We start from the raw sequence: 20,556 nt of genomic DNA, 5'->3' as shown, positions 1-20,556 counted from the left end.
GTCCGCGCGGCCGTTGTGGCGAGGCTCACGGTGACCCGGCGTGCGACGACCGAAAGGACTCTGACCTGCGACGATGTGGGTGAATCGTGGTGCTGGGGGGCTTGCTCTCGTGGTCCGCCTCGTGGTGCTCCACGATTGCGCGCGCCCCGGAGGTCACAGAAGTCTGGTCCGTACCCACCCGTCACCGAGCCCCATCGGTCGGCGGGCCCGTGAACTTGGGGGAAACGGTTGCTCAGCTCACCACGGACACCAGAGACCGGCACCGCGGGTATCGGCGCGATGGGCGCCGCCGTTCCAGGCGTCGCCATCGGCACCCGGCGGCGGATTCCCGTGGCCGTCCAGGCACCCGATCCGATCTCCCGCGAGGGCGCCGTCAGCCAGTTGCGCGGACGCCCCGAGGTCGAGGTCCGCGAAGAGGTCTCGGCCGCCGCCGGCACGGTGGCGCTGCTGATCGAGGACACCCTCGACGAGGGGGCGCTGGGCCGGCTGCGGCGGATCGTGCGCAGCGAGGGGGCGCGGGCGGTGCTCGTCGTGGGCACGATCCGCGAGACGGAACTCCTGGACGTCATCGAGTGCGGGGTCGGGGCCATCGTCTGGCGCCGCGAGGCCACCGCGCACCGGCTGGTGCAGGCGGTGCTGGCCGCCCACCGCGGCGACGGCGACCTGCCCGCCGACCTGCTCGGCAGGCTCATCAGCCAGGTGGGCACGCTGCACCGCGGTGCGGCGGGCCGGCCCGGCGCCCCCTCCCTGGGGCTCGCGCCACGGGAGGTGGACGTCCTGCGGCTGGTCGCCGAGGGCCTGGACACCGGAGAGATCGCCAGCAAGCTGTCCTACTCCGAACGAACTGTCAAGAACGTCATGCACGGACTCACGACGCGGTTGCATCTGCGCAACCGGGCGCACGCGGTGGCATATGCCCTGCGGGAAGGCTACATCTGACCGAACGGGCAATCGAAGGCGGACACGCGGGCAGCATGCCCTGCCCGGCCGCCGACCCCGTGGCGCCTGCGGATCCGGGGCCGTCCGGGGCACGATCGTCGGACAGTGGGTGTGGCACGGCAAGTTGAGGAGCACGACGGTGATCCACGAGGTGGACGAGGTCCTCAAAGAGCTGCTCTCGGGCGGCGCACTCGCGGGCTCCGGCATCGACGTCTCCTTCGAGGCCCCGACCCGGGACTGGGCGGCCCGGCGCAACGCACCTGTGATCAACACCTACTTGTACGACATCCGTGAGGACGTGACCCGCCGGCAGCGCGGCCAGATGGCGGTGCGGGACGAGCGGGACGTCGTCGTGAAGCGCCGTCAACCGCCGCGCTGGTTCAGGCTGTCGTACCTGGTGACCGCCTGGACGCGGACGCCGCAGGACGAACACCGGCTGCTGTCGGCCGTGTTGGCGACACTGCTGCCGCGCGAGATGCTGCCGGCCGACGAGCTCCCCGGCTCCCTGCGCGCGTTGGGGCTCGCGATGCCGGTGACGGTGGCCGGCATCCAGACCGAGTCGCGTTCCCTCGCCGAGATCTGGTCCGCCCTGGGCGGTGAGCTGAAGCCGTCGCTGGACCTGGTGGTCACGGCCCCCTTCCCGGCCTACCCGGAGTACGACGCCGGACCGCCGGTCACGGAGGGCGCGGCGGTCCGCCTGCGCGGGATCGACGGCGACCCCCCGGAGTCCGCCGAACGCGCCCACCGCCCCCACCAGGTGGCCGCGGCCCGCGCCGCCCGCGAGGCCGGCGCCCACCGCCCGGACCAGCGGTGAACGACGCGTACACCGGGGCAGCCGACGTCGACGCACCGGCGCCCGACACCGACCCTGCCGTGGCCCGCCCCGCGGGGCACGGGAGGCACCGGGGCTCCGGGGCACCGGCAGCCGGCACCGGCCCAGCCGCCGACGAGGCGACCAGGCGCGGCCCCGCGGGGCACGCGACGCACCGGGGCTCCGGGGCACCGGCAGCCGACACCGAGGCGCCCGAACCCGCCACCGACGCATTCGCGGCCGACGCCGACGCCGACGCGTTCACGGCCGACGTCTTCACGGCCGACGGCGACGTCTTCACGGCCGAGACCCGGGGTGACGGGGCCGACGCGCTGCTCGTGCGGGTCGGTGTTCTGCGGGATCGGGTCGGTGCTCTGGTCGACCGGCGGGCCGCCGTCGACCCGACGGCGGCCGATCCGCTGCGCGGCCTGTACCTCTCCGAGGAGGCGGTACGGCACCTGCTCGCCGGTGGCCAGGCCGCCGCCGGTCCCGTCGCGGCCCCGCCCGGGGAAGCGGACCCGATCGACTCGCTCAGCGCCCTCACCGCCCGGCTCCGGCTCACCGAGCTGGACGCCGCGATCCTCCTCATCGCCCTCGCGCCCGACCTGGACCGCGACTTCGAGCCGCTCTACGGCTACCTCAACGACGATGTGAGCAGGCGGCGGGCCACCGTGGGGCTCGCCCTCGAACTGTGCGGGGTGCCCGCCCACCTGGCCGCGGCCCGCGCCCGTTTCCACTCCGGGGCGCCGCTGCGCGCGTACGGGCTGCTGGACGTCGAGGAGCCCGAACGGCCTTTCCTGACACGCTCGTTGCGCGTACCGGACCGGCTGCTCGCCCATCTGCTGGGCGATGACACCCCGGACGCCGCCCTGCACGGACACCTGCACCCGCTGCCCGCGCCGCTGCCCGCCGACGACGAGGACTTCGTCCGGCTGCTCGCGCGCCGGATGCGGGAGGGCGGCCCGCTCACCGCCTATCTGCGCGAACACCGCGAGGGCGACGGCCTCGCCGCGATCACCTCCGCGCTGCGCGCCGCCGGAGTCGACGCCCTCCGCTTCACCGGGCCCGAGGACCGGGTGCCCGGCCTGCTGCGCGAGGCACGGCTCGGCGGCCGGGCGGTCGTGCTGTCCGGGCTGCCGGAGCAGCCGGGGCCGCTGATCGGCGCGCTGGCCGACGCGCGGGACGTCACCGTCCTGCTCACGGACCCGCGCCCCTACGACCCGCACTGGTCCACCCACGATCCGCTGGTCCTGGAGGCGCCGCGCCGCCGGGCCGGCGGGACGGCCGCCTGGGCGGCCGCGCTGGACTCCGCCGGCCCCCTCGACACCGCCCCCGGCTTCGACCTCGCCGCCACCGTCGCCCCCTACCGCCTCGGCGGCGAGCGGGTCGCCCGTGCCGCGCGGGCCGCCTCCGTCCTCGCCGCCTTCGAGGGCGGGCCGCTCACCGCCGACCATGTGCGGCTGGCCGCGCGACAGCAGTCGGCGTCCGGCCTCGAACGGCACGCGCGGCGGATCCGGCCGGACGTCGGCTGGCAGGACCTCGTGCTGCCCGAACGGCCGTTGACCCAGCTGCGCGAACTCGCCCTGCGGGCCCGGCACCGCGACCGGGTGCTCGGCGACTGGCGGCTCAGCGCCGGCGGCGGACGCGGCCGAGGGGTGCTCGGACTGTTCGCGGGCGAGTCCGGCACCGGCAAGACGCTCTCCGCCGAGGTCGTCGCCGCCGAACTCGGCCTCGATCTCTACGTCGTCCAGCTCTCCTCGATCGTCGACAAGTACGTCGGCGAGACCGAGAAGAACCTGGAGCGCATCTTCTCCGAGGCCGACCGCACCGACGCCGTGCTGCTCTTCGACGAGGCCGACGCCGTCTTCGGGAAGCGGTCGGAGGTCAAGGACGCGCACGACAAGTACGCCAACATGGAGAGCGCCTACCTGCTCCAGCGGCTGGAGTCCTTCGACGGCATCGCGCTGCTCACCACCAACCTGCGCGCCAACATCGACGAGGCGTTCACCCGGCGCCTGGACCTGGTCGTCGACTTCCCGTTCCCCGACGCCGGGCAACGGCTCGCGCTGTGGCGGCACGGGCTGTGTCACGTGCCGTGCGCCGCCGACGTCGATCCCGGGCAGCTGGCCAAGGACTTCGAACTGGCCGGCGGTTCGATCCGCAGCGCCGTCGTCACCGCCGCCTACCTCGCCGCCGGACGCGACGAACCGGTGGGCGACGGCGACCTGCTGGAGGGGGCCCGCCGCGAGTACCGCAAGGCGGGCCGCCTGGTGCCGGGCGAAGCCAACTGGTAAGTCGGCTCAGCCCGTTGGCTCCGCCTGTCGGCTGCTGCTCCGCTACTGCGCGCGCCACTTCTGGTTGGGCGTCCCCGAGCACGTCCACAGCTGGAGCCTGGTGCCGTTGCCGGTGCCGTTGTCCTTGGCGTCGATGCACTTGTCGGCCTGCGGGTTGACCAGGTCGCCGGCCTGGCTCAGCACCCACTGCTGGGCCGGGTTTCCGGAGCAGTTGGCCACCTGGATGACCGCGCCGTCGTCCTTCGAACCCCAGGCGACGTCCATGCACAGACCGAGCGCGCGCACGGTGCCGTCGCTCTGGAACACCCACTTCTGGCCGGCCGACCCGGCACAGTCCCACAGCTGGAGCGGGGTGCCGTCCTTGCCCTTGCCGTTCTGGGCGCCGGTGATGTCGATGCACCGGTCCGAGGCCTGGCCGATGATCACGGCGCCGGGCACCGGGGCCGTCGTGGTCGTGCCGCCGGAACCGCCGGAACCGCTGCCGCTGCCCGACCCCGAGGAACCACCGGACGTGGAACCACCGCTGCCGTCCTCCTCCTTCGCCGGGGCGGAGGGCGTCTGCTGCTCGGGCAGCGGTGCGGCGGAGGCGTCCACCTTCGGCGCCGACGGCGCGGAGACGGACGGACTGGGCAGCGCGGTGCTGCCGGCCTCCGCGAGCTTCTCGCCGGCGCTGCTGTTGACCTGCGGCTTGTACGCCAGCCAGATCATCACGAACGCGATCGCCAGGGCCATCGTCAGACTGAGCGCCGTCGCCAGCCAGCGCGGCAGGAACCCGCGCTGCACGAACGTGCCGTCCACCGAGAGCGGCACCGCCCCCGACCGCTGCACGCTCAGCGCGTACGGCCGCTGCTCCTTCGAGCCGAACCAGATGATCTGGCGCGGGCGCAGCGTCGTGTCGACGAACACCGCCCGGCCCGGCTCGATCTGCACACTGCCCGGCCGGAACTCGTATCCGAGGTGGTCACCCATGTCGGTGCCCGTGACGGACGCCGTCAGCCGGGTGTTGCCGATGTTGTCGATGGCGAGGCGCGGCCGGCCGCGGAACCGCCCCTTGACCGTCGGCGGCACCAGTTCCGCCCGCACCTCGGTGAACGGCGTGATCGTCAGGTTGCCCTCGGGGACGGTCACCGCCTCCGGATGCTCGGTCGGCGTGATGCGCACCGCGTACGGATTGGGGCCGGCCGTCGCGTCCGGCGTGCGCGGCGGGGCGAAGGTCAGCTCGACCGTGCCCGTCGTCCCCGGATACAACCGCAGCGTCTGCGGCTCCACCGCCGTCCAGGGTGCCACCGCGCCCACCGGCTCGAAGCGGTACTCGTCGACGACGTCACCGGTGTTGCGCACCCGCAGCCGGACGGTCGTCCGGCCGCCGGGGTCGACGGTCGCCGCGGCCGGTTCCAGAGAAGTCCACAGAGTCACCTGTCGACGCTATGCCGCGGGGCGAGGGCCCGTCAGGAGGCCGGTGGGCACGACCGCTGCCCGAAAGGGCCGAGCGGCCGTGCCCGTTCACCCGGTTTCGGACCGGGTGCCGCCGCGTGTCAGACGGTGAAGCGGACGGCTTCCAGCTGGAGCTTCTGTTCCATGGGGCTGCCGCCGTAGATCCAGTCACCGGCCTTGGTGCAGCCGTTCCCCAGCCAGCCCCGGTCCTTGATGTGCGCGTTCTGGCAGACGGACCCCTCGATCGTCTTGATCGTGTAGCCCTCCATCGCCGCGACCGCCGGCTTGCTGGAGCCCATCCACATGTTGACGCCGTCGCCGGCCTTCGACCACTTGTCGCCGGTCAGCCAGCCCCCGACCACGTGGGCGGCGTTGCCCGCGACGCCGCCGGTCCTCGCCGTGGCGATGTTGAGGGCCTTGATGGGCAGGTTCTTGCCGGTCGTACCGGCGATCGCGCCGTCACAGACCGGGTCCTGCCAGCCCTTGTCCGCCACGTAGGCGCGGTAGCAGATGTGCCGCCCGTCGCTGCGTGCCGCGAGCTTGTTCACGGCGTCGGCCGCCGTCTCCTGCTTGGGCTTCACGGGGGCCTTCGACTCGGTCCCGCCGCCCCCGCCGCTGCCTCCGCTGCCGCTGTCGGCCGGGGCCTGGCTGCTGGCGGGCGCCTCGACCACGACGGGGGCCGTCGGGGTGGGCACCAGGGCCGGGGCGCTGGGCGTGGCCGAGGGGCTGGGCGCGAGGGTGCTGACGCCGGCCTCCGCGAGCTTCTCGTTGGCGCTGCTGTTGACCTGGGGCTTGTACGCCAGCCAGATCATCACGAACGCGATCGCCAGGGCCATCGTCAGACTGAGCGCCGTCGCCAGCCAGCGCGGCAGGAACCCGCGCTGCACGAAGGTGCCCTCCACCTCAAGCGCCTGCGCACCCGACCGGCGCACCGCCAGGTTGTAGCGCTGCTCCTCCTTCGAGCCGAACCAGATGATCTGGCGCGGGCGCAGCGTCGTGTTCACGAACACCGCCCGGCCCGGCTCGATCTGCACATTGGCCGGCTGGAGCTCGTACGCCAGCCGGTCGCCGTGGTCGCTGCCGCTCAGCGAGGCGGTGAGCTTGGTGTTGCCGATGTTGTCGATGGCGAGGCGCGGCCGGCCGCGGAACCGCCCCTTGACCGTCGGCGGCACCAGTTCCGCCCGCACCTCGGTGAACGGCGTGATCGTCAGGTTGCCCTCGGGGACGGTCACCGCCTCCGGATGCTCGGTCGGCGTGATGCGCACCGCGTACGGATTGGGGCCGGCCGTCGCGTCCGGCGTGCGCGGCGGGGCGAAGGTCAGCTCGACCGTGCCCGTCGTCCCCGGAAACAACCGCAGCGTCTGCGGCTCCACCGTCGTCCAGGGTGCGGTCGGGCCGACCGGCTCGAAGCGGTACTCGTCGACGACGTCACCGGTGTTGCGCACCCGCAGCCGGACGGTCGCCCGGCTGCCGGGGTCGACGGTGACGGAGGCGGGTTCGAGGGATGTCCACAGGCTCACGTGCCGACGCTACGGGGAGAGCGGCGGGCGGGGTCAGAGGCGACGGGGCAGGGTGCGTGCCCTGCCGGACCGCGGCCGGCTGCCCGCGGGGACCCGACGGCCCGCCACCGCCCCCGGAGCCGCCCCCGTGCTCCCGCCGGGAACCCCGTCGCACCGGCGGCGGCGACGGCCGCGCGGGCGGGTCCCCGCGGCCCGCGCTGCCCGCGAGGGCAACAGCCGTGCCCCGGACCATGCACCGGAAGCCGTTTCGGCGGACGCGCTTCGCGCGTGACGGTGAAAGACGTCCTGACGCGTACCCCGAGGAGAGCACAGCATGCCGTCCTACCTGTCGCCCGGCGTATACGTCGAGGAGGTGGCCAGCGGCTCCCGCCCGATCGAAGGGGTGGGCACCTCGGTGGCGGCCTTCGTCGGGCTCGCCCCGACCGGCCCCCTCAACGAGCCGACCCTGGTGACCAACTGGACCCAGTACGTGGCCGCGTTCGGTGACTTCACCGACGGCTACTACCTGGCGCACTCCGTCTACGGGTTCTTCAACAACGGCGGCTCGGCGGCGTACGTCGTCCGCGTCGGCGGTACCTCGGCGGGTGCCGCCGGAGACGCCAAGTCGCCCGCCGCGGTGTCCGGTTCCGGCTCCGCGCCGGCCGCCCTCCCGGCCGGTGAGCCCAAGCAGCTCGGCACGTTCACGGTGACGGCCGTGGCGCCGGGCGAGACCGGCGGCCCGCTGAGCGTCGAGGTCGCGGACGCGGAGGGCGAAGGCCCCGCCGAGCGCTTCAAGCTGATCGTCAAGGACGGCGACAAGGCCGTCGAGACGTTCGACGTCTCGGCGAAGAAGGGCAACCGCTCCTACGTCGTCACCCAGGTCAAGGAACGCTCCAAGCTCATCACCGTGGCCGAGGCGGCGCCCGCCGCGCAGCTGGCCCGCCCGGACAACCAGACGGTCGCGCTGGCCGCGCCGCCCGCCGGCGCGCCGGCCGGTGCGGTCGAGACCGCGCAGCCCGTCGGCCCGGCGCAGTACCTGGGCGACAGCTCCGACCGCACCGGCTTCGGTGGCCTGGAGGCCGTCGACGAGGTGTCCATGGTCGCGGTGCCCGACCTGATGGCCGCCTACCAGCGCGGCGCGATCGACCTGGAGTCGGTCAAGGCCGTCCAGCTGGGGCTGATCGCCCACTGCGAGCTGATGGGCGACCGCGTCGCCATCATCGACCCGCCGCCCGGCCTGAACGCCCGTCAGATCCGGGTGTGGCGCCAGGAGACGGCCGGTTACGACTCCAAGTACGCGGCCCTGTACTACCCGTGGATCAAGTCCTTCGACCCGTCCGCGGGCAAGGCCCGGCTGATCCCGCCGAGCGGCCACGTGGCCGGCGTGTGGGCCCGCAACGACTCCGAGCGCGGCGTCCACAAGGCCCCCGCGAACGAGGTCGTGCGCGGCGCGGTGGACCTGGAGATCCAGATCACCCGTGGCGAGCAGGACCTGCTGAACCCGATCGGCGTGAACTGCATCCGGGCGTTCCCGGGCCGCGGCATCCGCATCTGGGGCGCCCGCACCCTCTCCTCCGACCCGGCCTGGCGCTACCTGAACGTCCGCCGGTACTTCAACTACCTGGAGGAGTCGATCCTGATCGGCACCCAGTGGGTGGTGTTCGAGCCGAACGACCACGCCCTGTGGGCCCGGATCCGGCGCAACGTCTCGGCGTTCCTCGTGAACGAGTGGCGCGGGGGCGCGCTGTTCGGCGCCCGCCCGGAAGAGGCGTTCTACGTCAAGTGTGACGAGGAGTCCAACCCGCCGGAGTCGGTCGACCTCGGCCGCGTGATCTGCGAGATCGGCATCGCGCCGGTCAAGCCCGCCGAGTTCGTGATCTTCCGGCTGGCCCAGTTCTCCAGCGGCAACGGAGAGCTGGAGGAGTAGGCCCGGAGCAGGCCCTCCGCCGTCGTACCGCCCTCTTCACCACACGTAGAAGGAAAGCCAGATGAGTCTCCAGCCGGGTGACGCCCTTACTTCACACAATTTCGGCCTCCAGATCGACGGCGTGATGGTCGAGTACCTCGCCGAGGTCAGCGGCCTCAGCCTCGAACAGGACGTCATCGAGTACCAGCAGGTCTCCGCGCAGGGCAAGCCCGTCACCAAGAAGCTGCCCGGCGTGAAGAAGGCGGGCACCTGCACGGTCGTGCGCGGTATGACCCAGTCCGCGGCGTTCAACCAGTGGATCACCGAGTCGATCAACGGCGTGATGGGCACCGCCCGCAAGAACGCCACGATCATGGTGATGGACTACCAGAACAACCCGGTCAAGCGGTACAACATGCGCAACGCCTGGTGCAGCAAGATCGACACCAGCTCGGTGAAGGCCGGCGAGGCCTCCGCGCTGACCGAGACCGTGACGATCACGTTCGAAGAACTGGTCATCGAGTAATGCGGCGCACGGCTGTCCGGGCGGCGGCGGCGAGCGGGGAGCCGCAGGAGGCGCTCCCGGCCACCGCCGTGCCCGAGTCCGAATCCCTGTCCGGCTCCGCGTCCGCGTTCTCCGCGCCGGGCGCGGCCGCCGCCCCGGCCCCCGCGCCGTACCGGCTCCAGACGGAGTTCCCCTTCGAGCTGCCGCGCGGGTACGTCGACGAGGCGGGCACGGTCCACCGCGACGGCGTGATGCGGCTGGCGACGGCGCGGGACGAACTGGTCCCGCTCCGCGACATCCGCGTCCAGGAGAACCCGGCGTACCTGTCGGTGGTGCTGCTGGGCCGGGTCATCACCCGCCTCGGCAGCCTCCCGCTGGTCCACGACGGCGTCGTGGAGAACATGTTCGCCTCCGACCTGGCGTTCCTCCAGGACTTCTACCGTCAGGTCAACGCCGAGGGGCACACCCGCGCCTCGGTGCAGTGCCCCCACTGCTCGGAGCCCTTCGAGGTGGAACTCGGCGGGAGCCGCCTGGGGGAATCGTGACGTACGCGACCGACCGGCTGCACGAGGAGATCGCGTACGTCGCCTACCACTTCCACTGGGGCCAGGACGAGATCCTGGACCTGGAACACCACGACCGGCGCCGCTACGCCGACCAGATCGCGTCCCTGGTGACCCGGGGCGGGGCGGAGGGCTGAGGCATGGGGTTCCTGGAACGGTTCCGGAGTGGCCGCGGGGGCGGGCGCGGGGACGGCTCGGGCCCGTCGCCGGCCGCCGACACCGCCGCGCCGGCCACGACCGGCGGCGGCAGCGCCCCGGCGCACGACGCCGGTGCGACGCCACGCGTCGTCGCGGCCGCCTGGCCGACGCTCCCGCCCATCCAGCGCGCGGCGGCCGGGAGCACGTCGGGAGTCGCCGACGCCGGGTTCGGCGGCCGGCTGGCCACCTGGCAGAACCCCTCCTTCACCGGCACCGGCTTCCAGGCGGTGCTCGACGCGGCGCCGGGCGGCCTGATGAGCAGCCTGCGGACGGCTCCACCGGTCGCCGAACCCGAGCGGGTGGCGGCACCGCCCCGGCCGACCCCCCTTCAGCGTGCCGTTCCCGCGTCCTCGCCGGTCGTTCCGCGCCCGGCCTCGGCCGGTCCGGGCTCCACGGCCGGTCCGGGCTCCACGGCCGGTCCGGGTGGGGCGAGTGCTTCGAGTGCTTCGGGTGCTCCGGGTGCTTCAAGTGGGACGAGAGCTACCGGGGTTGCGGCTTCGGGTGCGGCCCCGCGCCCGTCCGGGTCGGCGGCTCCGGCTGCCTCCACGGTGCCCGTGGTGCCGTCCCGGCCGACGGAGCCGTCCGCTCCCGCCGCCTCCCCGGCGCGGGGCATCCGGGTGTCCCCGGCGAGCCCGGTCCCCTCGACGGGTCCGGCCCCGCTGACGAGGTCCGTGTCGGCGCCGGTACAGCGGCGCAGCCTGCCCGCGCGACCGTCGTCCCCGTCCGCCTCCCCGGCACCGACCCAGGCCCCTGCCCCTGCCCCTGCCCCGGCCCCGGCCCCGGCTTCGTCCGGCGGCAGCGGATCGGCTCAGGCGTCCGGCCGGGGTGCGGAGACCGACGGCGCCGACGCGGCGAGCGGCAAGGAGCCCGCTCCGGGTCCGCGAGGAGCCGCCACCGCGAGTTCACCGGCGGCGGGAGGCAACTCCGGTGCGGGGGAGTCCCGTACGGCTGCTCGCCCGCCCGTCGGGCTCCAGCGGGCGGTACCCCGTACCGCGGGCTCGGCGCCCAGCGGCGCCCCGGTGCGGGTACAGCGCGCGGTGCCGGGCGCGGGTGGCGCGGGTGCGGCTGTCCCCGGTCCGTCGGCGGTGGGCGGCGACACGCCCATCGCGCGGGCCGGTTCGGCTCTGCCGCCGCCGGCGAAGCCGCCGGCCGCGTCGGCCGGTTCGGGGCCCGCGGGCGCACCGGGTCCCGCAGGAGCGTCGAGGCCCTCGGCCCCTCCGTCGGGCGGTTCCGCCGGGTCCCCTTCGGCGAGCGCCGGTCACAGCGTGCAGCGTGCCGTTCCGGCGCGTACGACGCCGTCCTCCTCCCCCGGTGGGGCACCCGGGGGCGCCGGCATGCGCTCCCCGGGCAGCGGCGCCGCCGCACCTCGGCCGGGCGGAACGGAACGTGGCCCGTCGCCGACGTCCACACCAGGTCCACCCCCGGCGACGCCTCCACGCTCCGCCCCGACAGCCCCGCCCTCGTCGTCATCCCCGCCCTCCTCGCCCTCCTCGCCCTCCGGCACGGTCGCGCCGGTCACCGTGAGCAGACGTGCTGCCACCGACGCGAGCTCCACGCCCACCGCCGACGCCCCCACCGGGTCGTCGGCCGCCCGCAGTTCGGGTGCCGGGTCCGGTCCCGGTCCTGGGTCCGGGTCCGGTTCCGCGGCCGGACGCATGCCCGGCTCCGGTTCCGTGTCATCCCCCGGCCAGGCCGCCACCCCCGCTTCGGGCTCCGCTTCCACCTCCGCCTCGACCTCCGGTGCCGCCTCCGGTCCTGTGCGAGGATCCGGGCCCGCTTCGGGATCCGGGCCGAGCATCGGCTCCGGTTCGCCCGTGCGTCCCGGCTCGGCCTCCGGTGGCGGTGGTCGTACGTCGGCCCCCGACGTGCAGCGGGCGGCGACTCAGGGCTCGGCCTCGGGCCCCACCGCGACCTCGCGTGACGGTGGCCGCACAGCGACGCCCGCCGTGCAACGCGCCGCGACGGCTCCGGCCTCGAACTCCGGCACCGGTCCCGGCCCCGGCCCCGGGTCAGGTGCAGCCTCCGGTGCGGGCCCTGCCCCCGCGCCTGGCCCCGTCGCGACCTCGCACGACGGTGGCCGGACGCCCGCCCCGAGCGTGCAACGCGCCCCGACGGCATCCCCCTCGCCTCTCGGCCCCGGCTCGGGCCCCGCCTCGGCGCCCGGTCCCACCACGGGTTCCGGCGACGCCGGCCGCGCGTCGACCCCCACCGTGCAACGCGCCGCGACGACACCGGCCTCGACGCCGTCCCGGCCGACGACCACACCCGCGCCCACACCCGCGCCCACCGGCCCTCGTACGGCAGCCACCGACGTGCAACGCTCCGTGTCGGCCCCCGTTCCGGTCACCCCGCCCGCGCGACCCGCCACGCCCGGTCCGGGCGTCGTGCGCGGCTCGGTGCCGGTACCGGTACCGGTGCACGGCGGCCCGGCGCTTCCGGCGCGCTCCGCCGCCAACTCCCCCGCTCCTGAAGCGGGTTTTGCGACCACGCCCGCACCCGGGTCCGTGTCCGCGCCCTCCGCGCCCGCCTTCCCTTCCGCGACGAGCGTCCAGCGGGCCGCCTCCGGTGCGCCCGCCCCCCGGCGTCGCGCGGGTCTCGGCGCCCCCACGAGCCTTCCCTCGGGCCGACCGGGCCCGGCGACGCCGCTCGGCCCGCCCGCGGCCTCGCCGACGCCTCCCGCGGCTCCGGCCCCCGTCGGCACGCCCTCCGCAGCCTCGTCCGCCCACGGCACCGGCGCCCCGGGTGCGGGCACCGAACCACTGCCCCCGCTGCGACGCTCCACCCCTCTCGGCGCCCCCGTACAGCGTGCCGCCGTACCGGTCACCGCCGCCGCGCAGCCCACGCAGCCCACGCAGCCCACGGCATCGCGACCCGCGCTGGGCGCCCCCCTCTCCACCCGGCCCGCCGACGCCGCACCGCTGAACGCACCCAGCGGCATCCCGATCGGACCCCAGGGCGACGCCCCCCGTGCGGCGACCGGTCCCGGCGGCGTCTCCTCGGCGCTGCCGCCGTTCACGCCCCCCGTCGTACAGCGCAGCGCCGCGCTGCCCGGCGCCCCCGAACTCCCGCTGCCCACGGCATCGTCCGCCCGCGGCACCGGCACGCCGACGCATCGTCCGGCCGCGCCGCCCCAGGACACCGCCACCGGCCCCACGGGCCCCGTGCCCCGTACGGTCCGTCCCACGACGACGACCGGACAGCACCACCCGGCACACACCGCACACCCCGTGGCCCTCACCGGCAGGCCCCCGGTGGCCCCGGTGTCCCCGGTGTCCCCGGTCCCCGTGCAGCGGCACGTGGCCAAGGCGCCCGTACCGTTGCGCCGCACCACGCCCGGCGCGACCGCGGGCGGGCCCGTGGCGCGTCCGTACCCCACCCCCGCCCCCGGCCTCACGCCTGGGCTCGCACCGGCGACGGCACCCGCGACCCTGCCCGCCCCGCCGGCTCCGGTCCTTCAGCGTCGGGCACTGCCCGCTCCGGGAGCGGCGGCCGGCGCCCCCGTACGTCCCGCCGCGCCACCGTCACCCCTCGCACCACCGGCCCAGGCGGCGCCCATCCCGGTGCCGGTCTCCCTGCCGGTGCCGCCCCCCGCCCCACGGCCGCTGCCCGCGGCTCCCACGGCTCCCGCACCGGTGGTCCAGCGGCGCCACGCCACACTGCCTCCCACACTGCCGAAGCCGCCCCGCGGCGCCGGTGGGCCCCCGTCCGGCGCCGACCAGGGTGCGGCGGATCCGGCGCACGCGCACGCGCAGGCGCATCCCGGTTTCGATCCGCGCGCGCTCACCGACTTCCAGCTCGACGAGCTGACGCACCGCCTGACCGGTCGCATCACCCGTCTGCTCCGCACCGAGCTGCGGCTCGACCGCGAACGGATCGGCAGACTCCGCGACCCCCGCCACTGACCGCGCCACCGGCCCCGAAACCCCCGCCGCTCCCGACGCCCCCTCTCCCAGAAAGGCCAGGCCCCGATGCCCTCCGATCTCGACCCGGGCTCCACCATCTTCTTCACCCTGACCATCGACGGCGAGAGCCTCGGCTTCTTCAACGGGTGTGAGGGGCTCTCGTCCCAGGTGGAGATCGAGCACCGCCAGGAGGGCGGCAACAACGGCTTCGTCTGGCAGCTGCCCTCCCGGGTCACGTTCTCCACGATCCGGCTGACCCGTCCGCTCACCCCGGACACCACCAAGGTCGCCAAGTGGATCTCGTCGGTCACCACGGGGGTGACCCGGCCGACCGCGCAGATCGCGGCGCTGCGCGCGGACGGTTCGGAGGTCGCCCGCTGGGGGCTCATCGACGTGCTGCCGGTCAGCTGGCAGGGGCCGTCCCTCAGCCCGGACAGCCCGGGGGTGGCCACGGAGGTCCTGGAGATCACCCACCACGGCTTCACGGACTGAGGACCGGGACGAGAACCAGACCAGGACCAGGACGAGGCAGGGAGTACAAGCCATGGCCAAGGGAAGCAAAGGCGGCGCCGGCAAGAGCCTGGTCCGTGCCACCCTCGCGATCCACGAACCGCCGGTGGGCACGAGCACGACCCCCGGCGGGCTGATCAAATCCTTCGGGTTCGACTTCAACCCGGCGCAGCTCCAGCTCGGCCGCCGGGCCCAGTGGAAGGTCACGCCCACGGCGGCCGTCCGGGACGGCTCCGTACCGGAGTTCATGGGCCCGGAGCCCCGCGAGATGACCGTCGAGATCTTCCTCGACACCTCGGACCAGCCCGGCAGCAACACCGTCCTGAAGAAGGTCGAGTCGCTGCTGGAGTGCTGCGAGGTCACCACCAAGAGCATCGCCGCCAAGCAGCCCTCGCCGCCGTGGGTGGTCTTCCAGTGGGGCTCGTTCTCCACGGCCCGCTTCACCTCCTACGTCAGCAGCATCGACGTCACGTACTCGCTCTTCGGCACGACCGGCGTCCCGATCCGCGCCACCTGCCAGGTGCGCCTGCACGAGATCCCCAGCAAGACGAAGGGCCAGAACCCGACCTCCGGCGCCCTCACCGCGCAGCGCGTGCACCGGGTCGTCGCCGGTGACTCCCTGCAGTCACTGGCCTGGCGCGAGTACGGCGACGCCTCCGCGTGGCGGTCCATCGCCGAGGTCAACGGCATCGACGACCCCTCCCGCCTGCCGACCGGCATCGAGCTCGTGATGCCCTCCGCCGAGGAGGTGCGCCACTAGTGGTCCAGTCCGCGTTCTCCAGCGTCATCCAGGTCACCCTCGGTGGCGGTCCCCTTCCCGTCGACATCGCGCCGCTCCTCGTCGACGGCTGGGTCGACCAGGGCCTCGGGGTGCCGGCCGCGTTCCGGCTCACCTTCCGCGACCCCGGCCGTCTGGTCCTCGGCAAGCTGAAGGTCAAGTTCGGCACCCCCGTCGTCCTCGCCCCGATCGCCGACGGCAAGGGGGCGGGCGACCCGCTCCTCACCGGCGAGGTGTGCGGCCTGGAGGCCGACTACGACGGCACCGGCAGCTTCACCGTCATCCGGGGCTACGACTTCGGCCACCGTCTGATGCGCCAGCGCCGCGTCGCCGCCTACCGCAACCAGAGCGCCTCCGACATCGCCCGCAAACTGGCCGCCCAGGACGGCGTCCCGGTCGGGAAGATCCAGTCCACCAAGACCGTCTACGAGTTCATCAGCCAGGCCAACGTCACCGACTGGGACTTCCTCGCCCGGCTGGCCGACGAGAACGAGATGGTCATGTCGGTGGACGCCAAGGGCAAGTTCCAGTTCGTCAAGCCCGACCCCGCGTCCGGCGCGCCGCCCACCTCCACCCCCGGCGACAAGAGCCCCTTCGTCCTCGAGGCCGGCACCGACATCCTCCGTCTGCGGGCCGCCGTCACGGCCGCCGAGCAGGTCGCGACCGTCGAGGCGCGCGGCTGGGACGTGACGACCAAGAAGAAGCTCACCGCGACCGCGCCCGCCAAGACCAATCCCGGCATCAGCATCGGCACGACCCCCGGCGACGCCGCCGCCAAGTTCAAGCCGGCCAAGCTGGTCGACGCGCAGACGCCGTACGACCGGCAGTCGGAGGTGAAGTTCGCCGCCGAGGCCCTCGCCGACGACGTCACCGGCTCCTTCGCCGAGCTGGAGGTCATCGCGCGCGGCACCCCGAAGCTGCGCCCCGGTCTGCCCGTCACCCTCGCCGACGTCGGCGCCCCCTTCGAGGGCAAGTACACCGCCACCTCCGTACGGCACGTCTTCGGCGACGGCAAGCACTACGAGGCCTGGGTGACGGTCAGCGGACGGCAGTGGCGGTCCCTGTACGGACTCGCCTCCGGCGGCGGCAACGCCTCCAACGGCCTGAACCTCCCCGGCACCGCCAACGCCCTGGTCACCGACGCCGGCGACCCGCTCAAGCAGGGCCGCGTCAAGCTCCAGTTCCCCTGGCTCGACGACGCCTACGTCAGCGACTGGACGCGCGTGGTGCAGTGGGGCGGCAAGCGCGGCGGCTCGATCTTCCCCCTCGACGTCGGCGACGAGGTGCTGGTCGGCTTCGACCGGGGCGCCCTGGACCACCCCTACGTCATCGGCGGCCTGTACAACGGCAAGGACAAGCCGACCCCCGTCAAGGACGTGCCCCTGCACGACGGCGCCCGGCAGCGGGCCTCCCGGCACACCCTGTCCGACCGCGAGGGCAACCGGGTGGACCTGCTCAGCCAGCGGACCGGCGGCAAGCAGGGCGTGCGGCTGACCAGCGGCGACGACAAACTCGTCATCAACCTGGACCGGGCGCAGACCGAGATCACCGTGGACAGCAAGGGCACCGTCAGCATCACGGGCAGCCGCTCGGTGACCGTCAAGGCGGGCACCGACCTCACCCTCACCGCGGGCCGCAACATCGCCATCAGGAGCGGCGGCTCCATCACCCTGCGGGGCAACCTGATCAACATCAGGTCGATGACGGGCATGGTGTCGGTGGACGCGGCGGGCCTGCTCAACCTCAAGTCGGGCGGCGCCGCCACGTTCAGCGCGGGCGCCACCGTCCAGATCAACTCCACCGCCAACGTGGGCATCCGGGCCGCCACGCTCATGCTCCAGGGCATGGTCATGGTCAACGCCAAGCCGTACCCGCTGCCGTGACGCGCGGACGGCACGCCGTGAGAATCAGGAAAAGGCAGGTGGCCCTCTGATGGCCGAGCAATTCGTCGGATCGGGCTGGGCGTTCCCGCTCCGCATCGGCCCCACCGGGGGCATCGCCCTGGTCAGCGGGGAGCGCGAGATCGAGGAGGCCATCCGGCTGATCCTCGCCACCGCGCCGGGCGAACGCCCCATGCGCCCGGAGTACGGCTGCGCGATCCACGACCTGGTCTTCGCCCCGGTCAACGAGGCGACGGCCGGGCGTATCCAGCACGAGGTGTACACCAGCCTCGACCGCTGGGAGCCGCGCATCGAGGTCACCGACGTCGAGGTCACCGCCGGCGCCGAACAGGGCGTGCTCTTCATCGACGTCCAGTACGCGATCCGCGGCACCAACAATCCGCGCAGTCTCGTCTTCCCCTTCTACGTCATTCCGTCCCACGACGAGCCGGGTCTTCCCGGTCCGTCCGGTACGGCTTCCGAAAGCGACCGCTGATGGCCCTGCCCTCCCCGAACCTGGACGACCGCCGCTTCCAGCAGTTCGTCGACGACGCCAAGCGCTACATCCAGCAGCGCGCACCGGAGTGGACCGACCACAACGTCTCCGACCCGGGCGTGACGCTCGTCGAGACGGTCGCCCACATGGCCGACCAGATCGTCTACCGCCTCAACCGCGTCCCCGACAAGAACCACCTCGCCTTCCTGGACCTGGTCGGCATCCGCCTGTTCCCGCCGTCCGCCGCCCGCACGGAGGTCACCTTCTGGCTGTCCGCGCCGCAGGACGAGCCGGTCCTGCTGCCGGTGGGCACCGAGGTGGCGACGGTCCGCACGGAGAGCGAGGAAGCCGTCGTCTTCGCGACGGAGCGCGAACTCACCGTCGTGCCGAGCCAGTTGAACCACCTCGTCGTGCAGCACCGGGGCGAGCCGGTCACCGACCGGACCACCGACCTCGCCGAGGGCAAGGACCTGCTCTGCTTCGCCGAGGCGCCGCAGCCCGGCGACTGCATGCTGTTCGGCCTGAGCGCCGCCGTCCCGCACTGCGCGGTGGTCCTGGAACTCGACAGCCGCGTCGACGGCGTCGGCGTCGACCCCCGCCAGCCCCCGCTGGTCTGGGAGGCGTGGACCGAGGACGGCTGGCAGGAGTGCGAGATCGACCGCGACGGCACCGGCGGCCTCAACCGCCCCGGCGAGGTCGTCCTGCACATCACCGGCGGCCACGTCCTGTCCCGCTCCGGCGGCCAGGAGGCCGGCTGGCTGCGCTGCCGCGTCACCGAGCCCCTCCCCGGCCAGCCCTTCTACACGACCTCCCCGACCGTGCGGTCCGCCGAGGTGTTCACGGTCGGCGGCACCGCCCCCGCCGTGCACGCCGAGACCGTCTACGACGAGGCCCTCGGCGAGTCCACGGGCCTGCCCGGCCAGCACGTCGCCCTCGCGCACGCGCCCGTCGTCGGCGACGACCCGCCGCTGCTGCTCCAGACCGCCCAGCACGAGGGCTGGTCCGACTGGCAGGTCGTCCCGCACTTCGCCGCCTCCGGCCCCGACGACCGCCATGTCACCCTCGACGCGGCCACCGGCGAGATCGCCTTCGGCCCGTCCGTCCGCGAACCCGACGGCAAACTCCGCCAGTACGGCGCCGTCGCCCCCAAGGGCTCGGTCATCCGCGCCCGCCGCTACCGCACGGGCGGCGGCCGCGCGGGCAACGTGGCCCGGGGCGCGGTCCAGGTGCTCCGCACCTCCGTCCCGTACGTCTCGGAGGTCGTCAACCGGGAGGCCGCGCGCGGCGGAGTCGACGGCGAGACGGTGGAGGAGGCGAAACTCCGCGCGCCGATCACCCTGCGCGCCCAGGAGCGGGCCGTGACGCTGCGCGACTACGAGGAACTCGCCCGCCGTGCCGCCCCCGAGACCGCCCGCATCACCTGCCTGGAGGGCCGGCCCGACGAACACGGCTCCTACGCGGTACGGGTGCTGGTGGTCCCGCAGGCCGTACCGGACCCCGGCGGACGCCTCCGCTTCGAGCAACTGGTGCCCGGCGACTCCCTGCTGGACCGCATCACCCGCCACCTCGACGAACGCCGTCTGATCGGCACCAGGCTCGCCGTCGGCCCGCCGTACTACCAGGGCGTGACGGTGGTGGCGACGGTGCACGCCTTCCGGGGCGTCGACACGGACCGCGTCCGCCGCCAGGCCCACGACGCCCTCTACCGCCACCTCGACCCGCTGATCGGCGGCGCGGACGGCAAGGGCTGGCCCTTCGGCCGCCCGGTGCAGTCGGGCGAGGTGTTCGCCGTCCTCCAACGCGTCCCGGGAGTGGAGCTGGTCGACCAGGTCATGCTGCACCCCGCCGACCCGCTGACGGGCAAGCGCGGCGAGGCCACCGACCGCATCGACCTGGCCGCCCCGGCCCTGGTGTTCTCCTACGACCACCGGGTGCGCGTGATCGGGGACGGCGCATGAGCGGCGCGAACTCGCCGAAGGGAACGGGGCGTTGAGGGGCTCGGTGGACGGACTCGGCTCCTCCGTGCCGATCGGCGCGATGCTGCCGGCCGTGTTCGCCGACGACGACCTGGCACAGCGCTTCGTCGGGGGCCTGGACGAGGTGATGGCCCCCATCCTCAACGTCCTCGACTGCCTGCCCGCGTACTTCGACCCGGCCCTCGCCCCGGTCGACTTCACCCGCTGGCTGGCGAGCTGGGTCGGCGCGGAGACCGACGGCACGGAACCGGAACCGAGACTGCGGGCCGCGGTCGCGGCGGCCGCCTACCTGCACCGGGTGCGCGGCACCCGGCGCGGGCTGTCGGAGACGGTCCGGCTGGCCTTCGGCGTGGAGCCGGAGATCTCCGAGAGCGGCGGCGCCGAGTGGAGCGCCCGGCCGCTCGGCCCGGTCCCGGGCCAACCGCGGCCGCACCTGCACGTCACGATCCGGCTGCCCGACCCCGGCCCGGCGGACGAGCACCGCCTGGACACCCTCGTGGCCGCCGCCCGCCCCGCCCACATGCCGTACACGGTCAAGGTGACCGCCGCCGAAAGGACCCCGGAGAGATGACCACCCAGAACTGCGCCGAGTGCGGCACGCGGGCCGAGCCCGGCCAGTCGTTCTGCGACGCCTGCGGCGCCGTACTGAGCTGGACGGACCGCCCCCCGGCCCGCGCCGGCTCGGGCACCGGGTCGGGCTCGGGCACCGGGTCGACCGCCGGGTCGGGGTCGGGGTCCCCGTCGGGGTCCGGGCCGGGCTCGGGGCCGAACGCCGGTGCCGGATCCGGTTCGGATTCCAGGCCCGGCACGGGCTTCGCCGCCGGGACGGTCTCGAACTCGGGCTCGAACTCGGGCACGGGCTCGG

18 protein-coding genes are annotated in these 20,556 nt (G+C 74.2%); 14 read left to right on the top strand and 4 right to left on the bottom strand.

Features of this window, described 5'->3' with window-relative positions:
• The first annotated feature begins 228 nt into the window (after positions 1-228).
• From QQM72_RS17195 to QQM72_RS17185, 3 genes are all read left to right on the top strand, one after another.
• On the top strand, positions 229-939 hold the full coding sequence (locus QQM72_RS17195) for a helix-turn-helix transcriptional regulator (protein ID WP_399077539.1): 711 nt from the start codon (positions 229-231) through the stop codon (positions 937-939).
• 139 nt (positions 940-1,078) lie between these two features.
• Positions 1,079-1,753, top strand: coding sequence for a DUF4255 domain-containing protein (locus QQM72_RS17190; protein WP_314221753.1), 675 nt, complete (start codon positions 1,079-1,081; stop codon positions 1,751-1,753).
• A 335-nt stretch (positions 1,754-2,088) separates the two neighbouring features.
• Positions 2,089-4,044: an ATP-binding protein gene (locus QQM72_RS17185; protein WP_314221907.1), complete on the top strand. Its 1,956-nt coding sequence runs from the start codon at positions 2,089-2,091 to the stop codon at positions 4,042-4,044.
• A gap of 42 nt (positions 4,045-4,086) precedes the next feature.
• On the opposite strand, the gene QQM72_RS17180 is transcribed toward QQM72_RS17185, so the two are convergent.
• Together QQM72_RS17180 and QQM72_RS17175 are read right to left on the bottom strand one after the other, a co-directional pair.
• Positions 4,087-5,460 (bottom strand): ricin-type beta-trefoil lectin domain protein, encoded by a 1,374-nt coding sequence (locus QQM72_RS17180; RefSeq protein WP_314221752.1) that lies wholly within the window; start codon positions 5,458-5,460, stop codon positions 4,087-4,089.
• A gap of 119 nt (positions 5,461-5,579) precedes the next feature.
• Positions 5,580-6,998 carry a hydrolase gene (locus tag QQM72_RS17175; protein WP_314221751.1) on the bottom strand — a complete coding sequence of 473 codons (1,419 nt, stop codon included), beginning with the start codon at positions 6,996-6,998 and terminating at the stop codon, positions 5,580-5,582.
• Between the two features lie 313 nt (positions 6,999-7,311).
• On the opposite strand from QQM72_RS17175, the gene QQM72_RS17170 reads away from it, so the two are divergent.
• From QQM72_RS17170 to QQM72_RS17155, 4 genes are all read left to right on the top strand, one after another.
• Entirely contained in the window at positions 7,312-8,904 is a 1,593-nt protein-coding gene (locus tag QQM72_RS17170) for a phage tail sheath family protein (RefSeq protein ID WP_314221750.1), read from the top strand.
• Positions 8,905-8,965: 61 nt separating this feature from the next.
• Positions 8,966-9,409: a phage tail protein gene (locus QQM72_RS17165; RefSeq protein ID WP_020132887.1), complete on the top strand. Its 444-nt coding sequence runs from the start codon at positions 8,966-8,968 to the stop codon at positions 9,407-9,409.
• The gene (locus QQM72_RS17160) at positions 9,409-9,933 is read left to right on the top strand and encodes a hypothetical protein (protein ID WP_314221749.1); all 525 of its coding nucleotides are present in this window, start codon (positions 9,409-9,411) and stop codon (positions 9,931-9,933) included. The genes QQM72_RS17165 and QQM72_RS17160 overlap by 1 nt, the downstream gene beginning before the upstream one ends.
• Positions 9,930-10,088, top strand: coding sequence for a DUF6760 family protein (locus QQM72_RS17155; RefSeq protein WP_020132885.1), 159 nt, complete (start codon positions 9,930-9,932; stop codon positions 10,086-10,088). Before QQM72_RS17160 ends, QQM72_RS17155 begins: the two co-directional genes overlap by 4 nt.
• A gap of 1,319 nt (positions 10,089-11,407) precedes the next feature.
• On the opposite strand, the gene QQM72_RS17150 is transcribed toward QQM72_RS17155, so the two are convergent.
• On the bottom strand, positions 11,408-11,806 hold the full coding sequence (locus tag QQM72_RS17150; protein ID WP_314221748.1) for a hypothetical protein: 399 nt from the start codon (positions 11,804-11,806) through the stop codon (positions 11,408-11,410).
• Between the two features lie 847 nt (positions 11,807-12,653).
• On the opposite strand from QQM72_RS17150, the gene QQM72_RS17145 reads away from it, so the two are divergent.
• The 7 genes from QQM72_RS17145 (at position 12,654) to QQM72_RS17115 (ending at position 20,262) form a co-directional block, all read left to right on the top strand.
• Positions 12,654-14,051 (top strand): hypothetical protein, encoded by a 1,398-nt coding sequence (locus tag QQM72_RS17145; protein WP_314221747.1) that lies wholly within the window; start codon positions 12,654-12,656, stop codon positions 14,049-14,051.
• Between the two features lie 66 nt (positions 14,052-14,117).
• On the top strand, positions 14,118-14,543 hold the full coding sequence (locus QQM72_RS17140; protein ID WP_020132884.1) for a phage tail protein: 426 nt from the start codon (positions 14,118-14,120) through the stop codon (positions 14,541-14,543).
• Between the two features lie 52 nt (positions 14,544-14,595).
• Positions 14,596-15,321, top strand: coding sequence for a CIS tube protein (locus tag QQM72_RS17135; protein ID WP_314221746.1), 726 nt, complete (start codon positions 14,596-14,598; stop codon positions 15,319-15,321).
• Complete coding sequence (locus QQM72_RS17130; protein ID WP_314221745.1) at positions 15,321-17,222, top strand: VgrG-related protein; 1,902 nt, start codon at positions 15,321-15,323, stop codon at positions 17,220-17,222. Before QQM72_RS17135 ends, QQM72_RS17130 begins: the two co-directional genes overlap by 1 nt.
• A gap of 49 nt (positions 17,223-17,271) precedes the next feature.
• Positions 17,272-17,715 carry a GPW/gp25 family protein gene (locus tag QQM72_RS17125; protein WP_020132881.1) on the top strand — a complete coding sequence of 148 codons (444 nt, stop codon included), beginning with the start codon at positions 17,272-17,274 and terminating at the stop codon, positions 17,713-17,715.
• Complete coding sequence (locus QQM72_RS17120) at positions 17,715-19,673, top strand: putative baseplate assembly protein (protein ID WP_314221744.1); 1,959 nt, start codon at positions 17,715-17,717, stop codon at positions 19,671-19,673. Before QQM72_RS17125 ends, QQM72_RS17120 begins: the two co-directional genes overlap by 1 nt.
• A gap of 31 nt (positions 19,674-19,704) precedes the next feature.
• Positions 19,705-20,262 carry a phage tail protein gene (locus QQM72_RS17115; RefSeq protein ID WP_142265274.1) on the top strand — a complete coding sequence of 186 codons (558 nt, stop codon included), beginning with the start codon at positions 19,705-19,707 and terminating at the stop codon, positions 20,260-20,262.
• Here the strand turns inward: QQM72_RS17115 and QQM72_RS17110 are convergent.
• On the bottom strand, positions 20,225-20,548 hold the full coding sequence (locus QQM72_RS17110; RefSeq protein ID WP_314221742.1) for a hypothetical protein: 324 nt from the start codon (positions 20,546-20,548) through the stop codon (positions 20,225-20,227). The genes QQM72_RS17115 and QQM72_RS17110 overlap by 38 nt on opposite strands.
• Between the last annotated feature and the right edge of the window lie 8 nt (positions 20,549-20,556).

This window comes from Streptomyces zaehneri (genome assembly GCF_032248645.1).
Lineage (GTDB): Bacteria > Actinomycetota > Actinomycetes > Streptomycetales > Streptomycetaceae > Streptomyces > Streptomyces coriariae.
This window is presented reverse-complemented; position numbering and strand designations above follow the sequence as displayed.

Bases quoted from the DNA above. Each gene is read 5' to 3' on its own strand.
- QQM72_RS17170 (WP_314221750.1), top strand. From the start codon at position 7,312: ATGCCGTCCTACCTGTCGCCCGGCGTATACGTCGAGGAGGTGGCCAGC.
- QQM72_RS17165 (WP_020132887.1), top strand. From the start codon at position 8,966: ATGAGTCTCCAGCCGGGTGACGCCCTTACTTCACACAATTTCGGCCTC.
- QQM72_RS17160 (WP_314221749.1), top strand. From the start codon at position 9,409: ATGCGGCGCACGGCTGTCCGGGCGGCGGCGGCGAGCGGGGAGCCGCAG.
- QQM72_RS17150 (WP_314221748.1), bottom strand. From the start codon at position 11,806: ATGCGTCCGGCCGCGGAACCGGACCCGGACCCAGGACCGGGACCGGAC.
- QQM72_RS17140 (WP_020132884.1), top strand. From the start codon at position 14,118: ATGCCCTCCGATCTCGACCCGGGCTCCACCATCTTCTTCACCCTGACC.
- QQM72_RS17135 (WP_314221746.1), top strand. From the start codon at position 14,596: ATGGCCAAGGGAAGCAAAGGCGGCGCCGGCAAGAGCCTGGTCCGTGCC.
- QQM72_RS17125 (WP_020132881.1), top strand. From the start codon at position 17,272: ATGGCCGAGCAATTCGTCGGATCGGGCTGGGCGTTCCCGCTCCGCATC.
- QQM72_RS17120 (WP_314221744.1), top strand. From the start codon at position 17,715: ATGGCCCTGCCCTCCCCGAACCTGGACGACCGCCGCTTCCAGCAGTTC.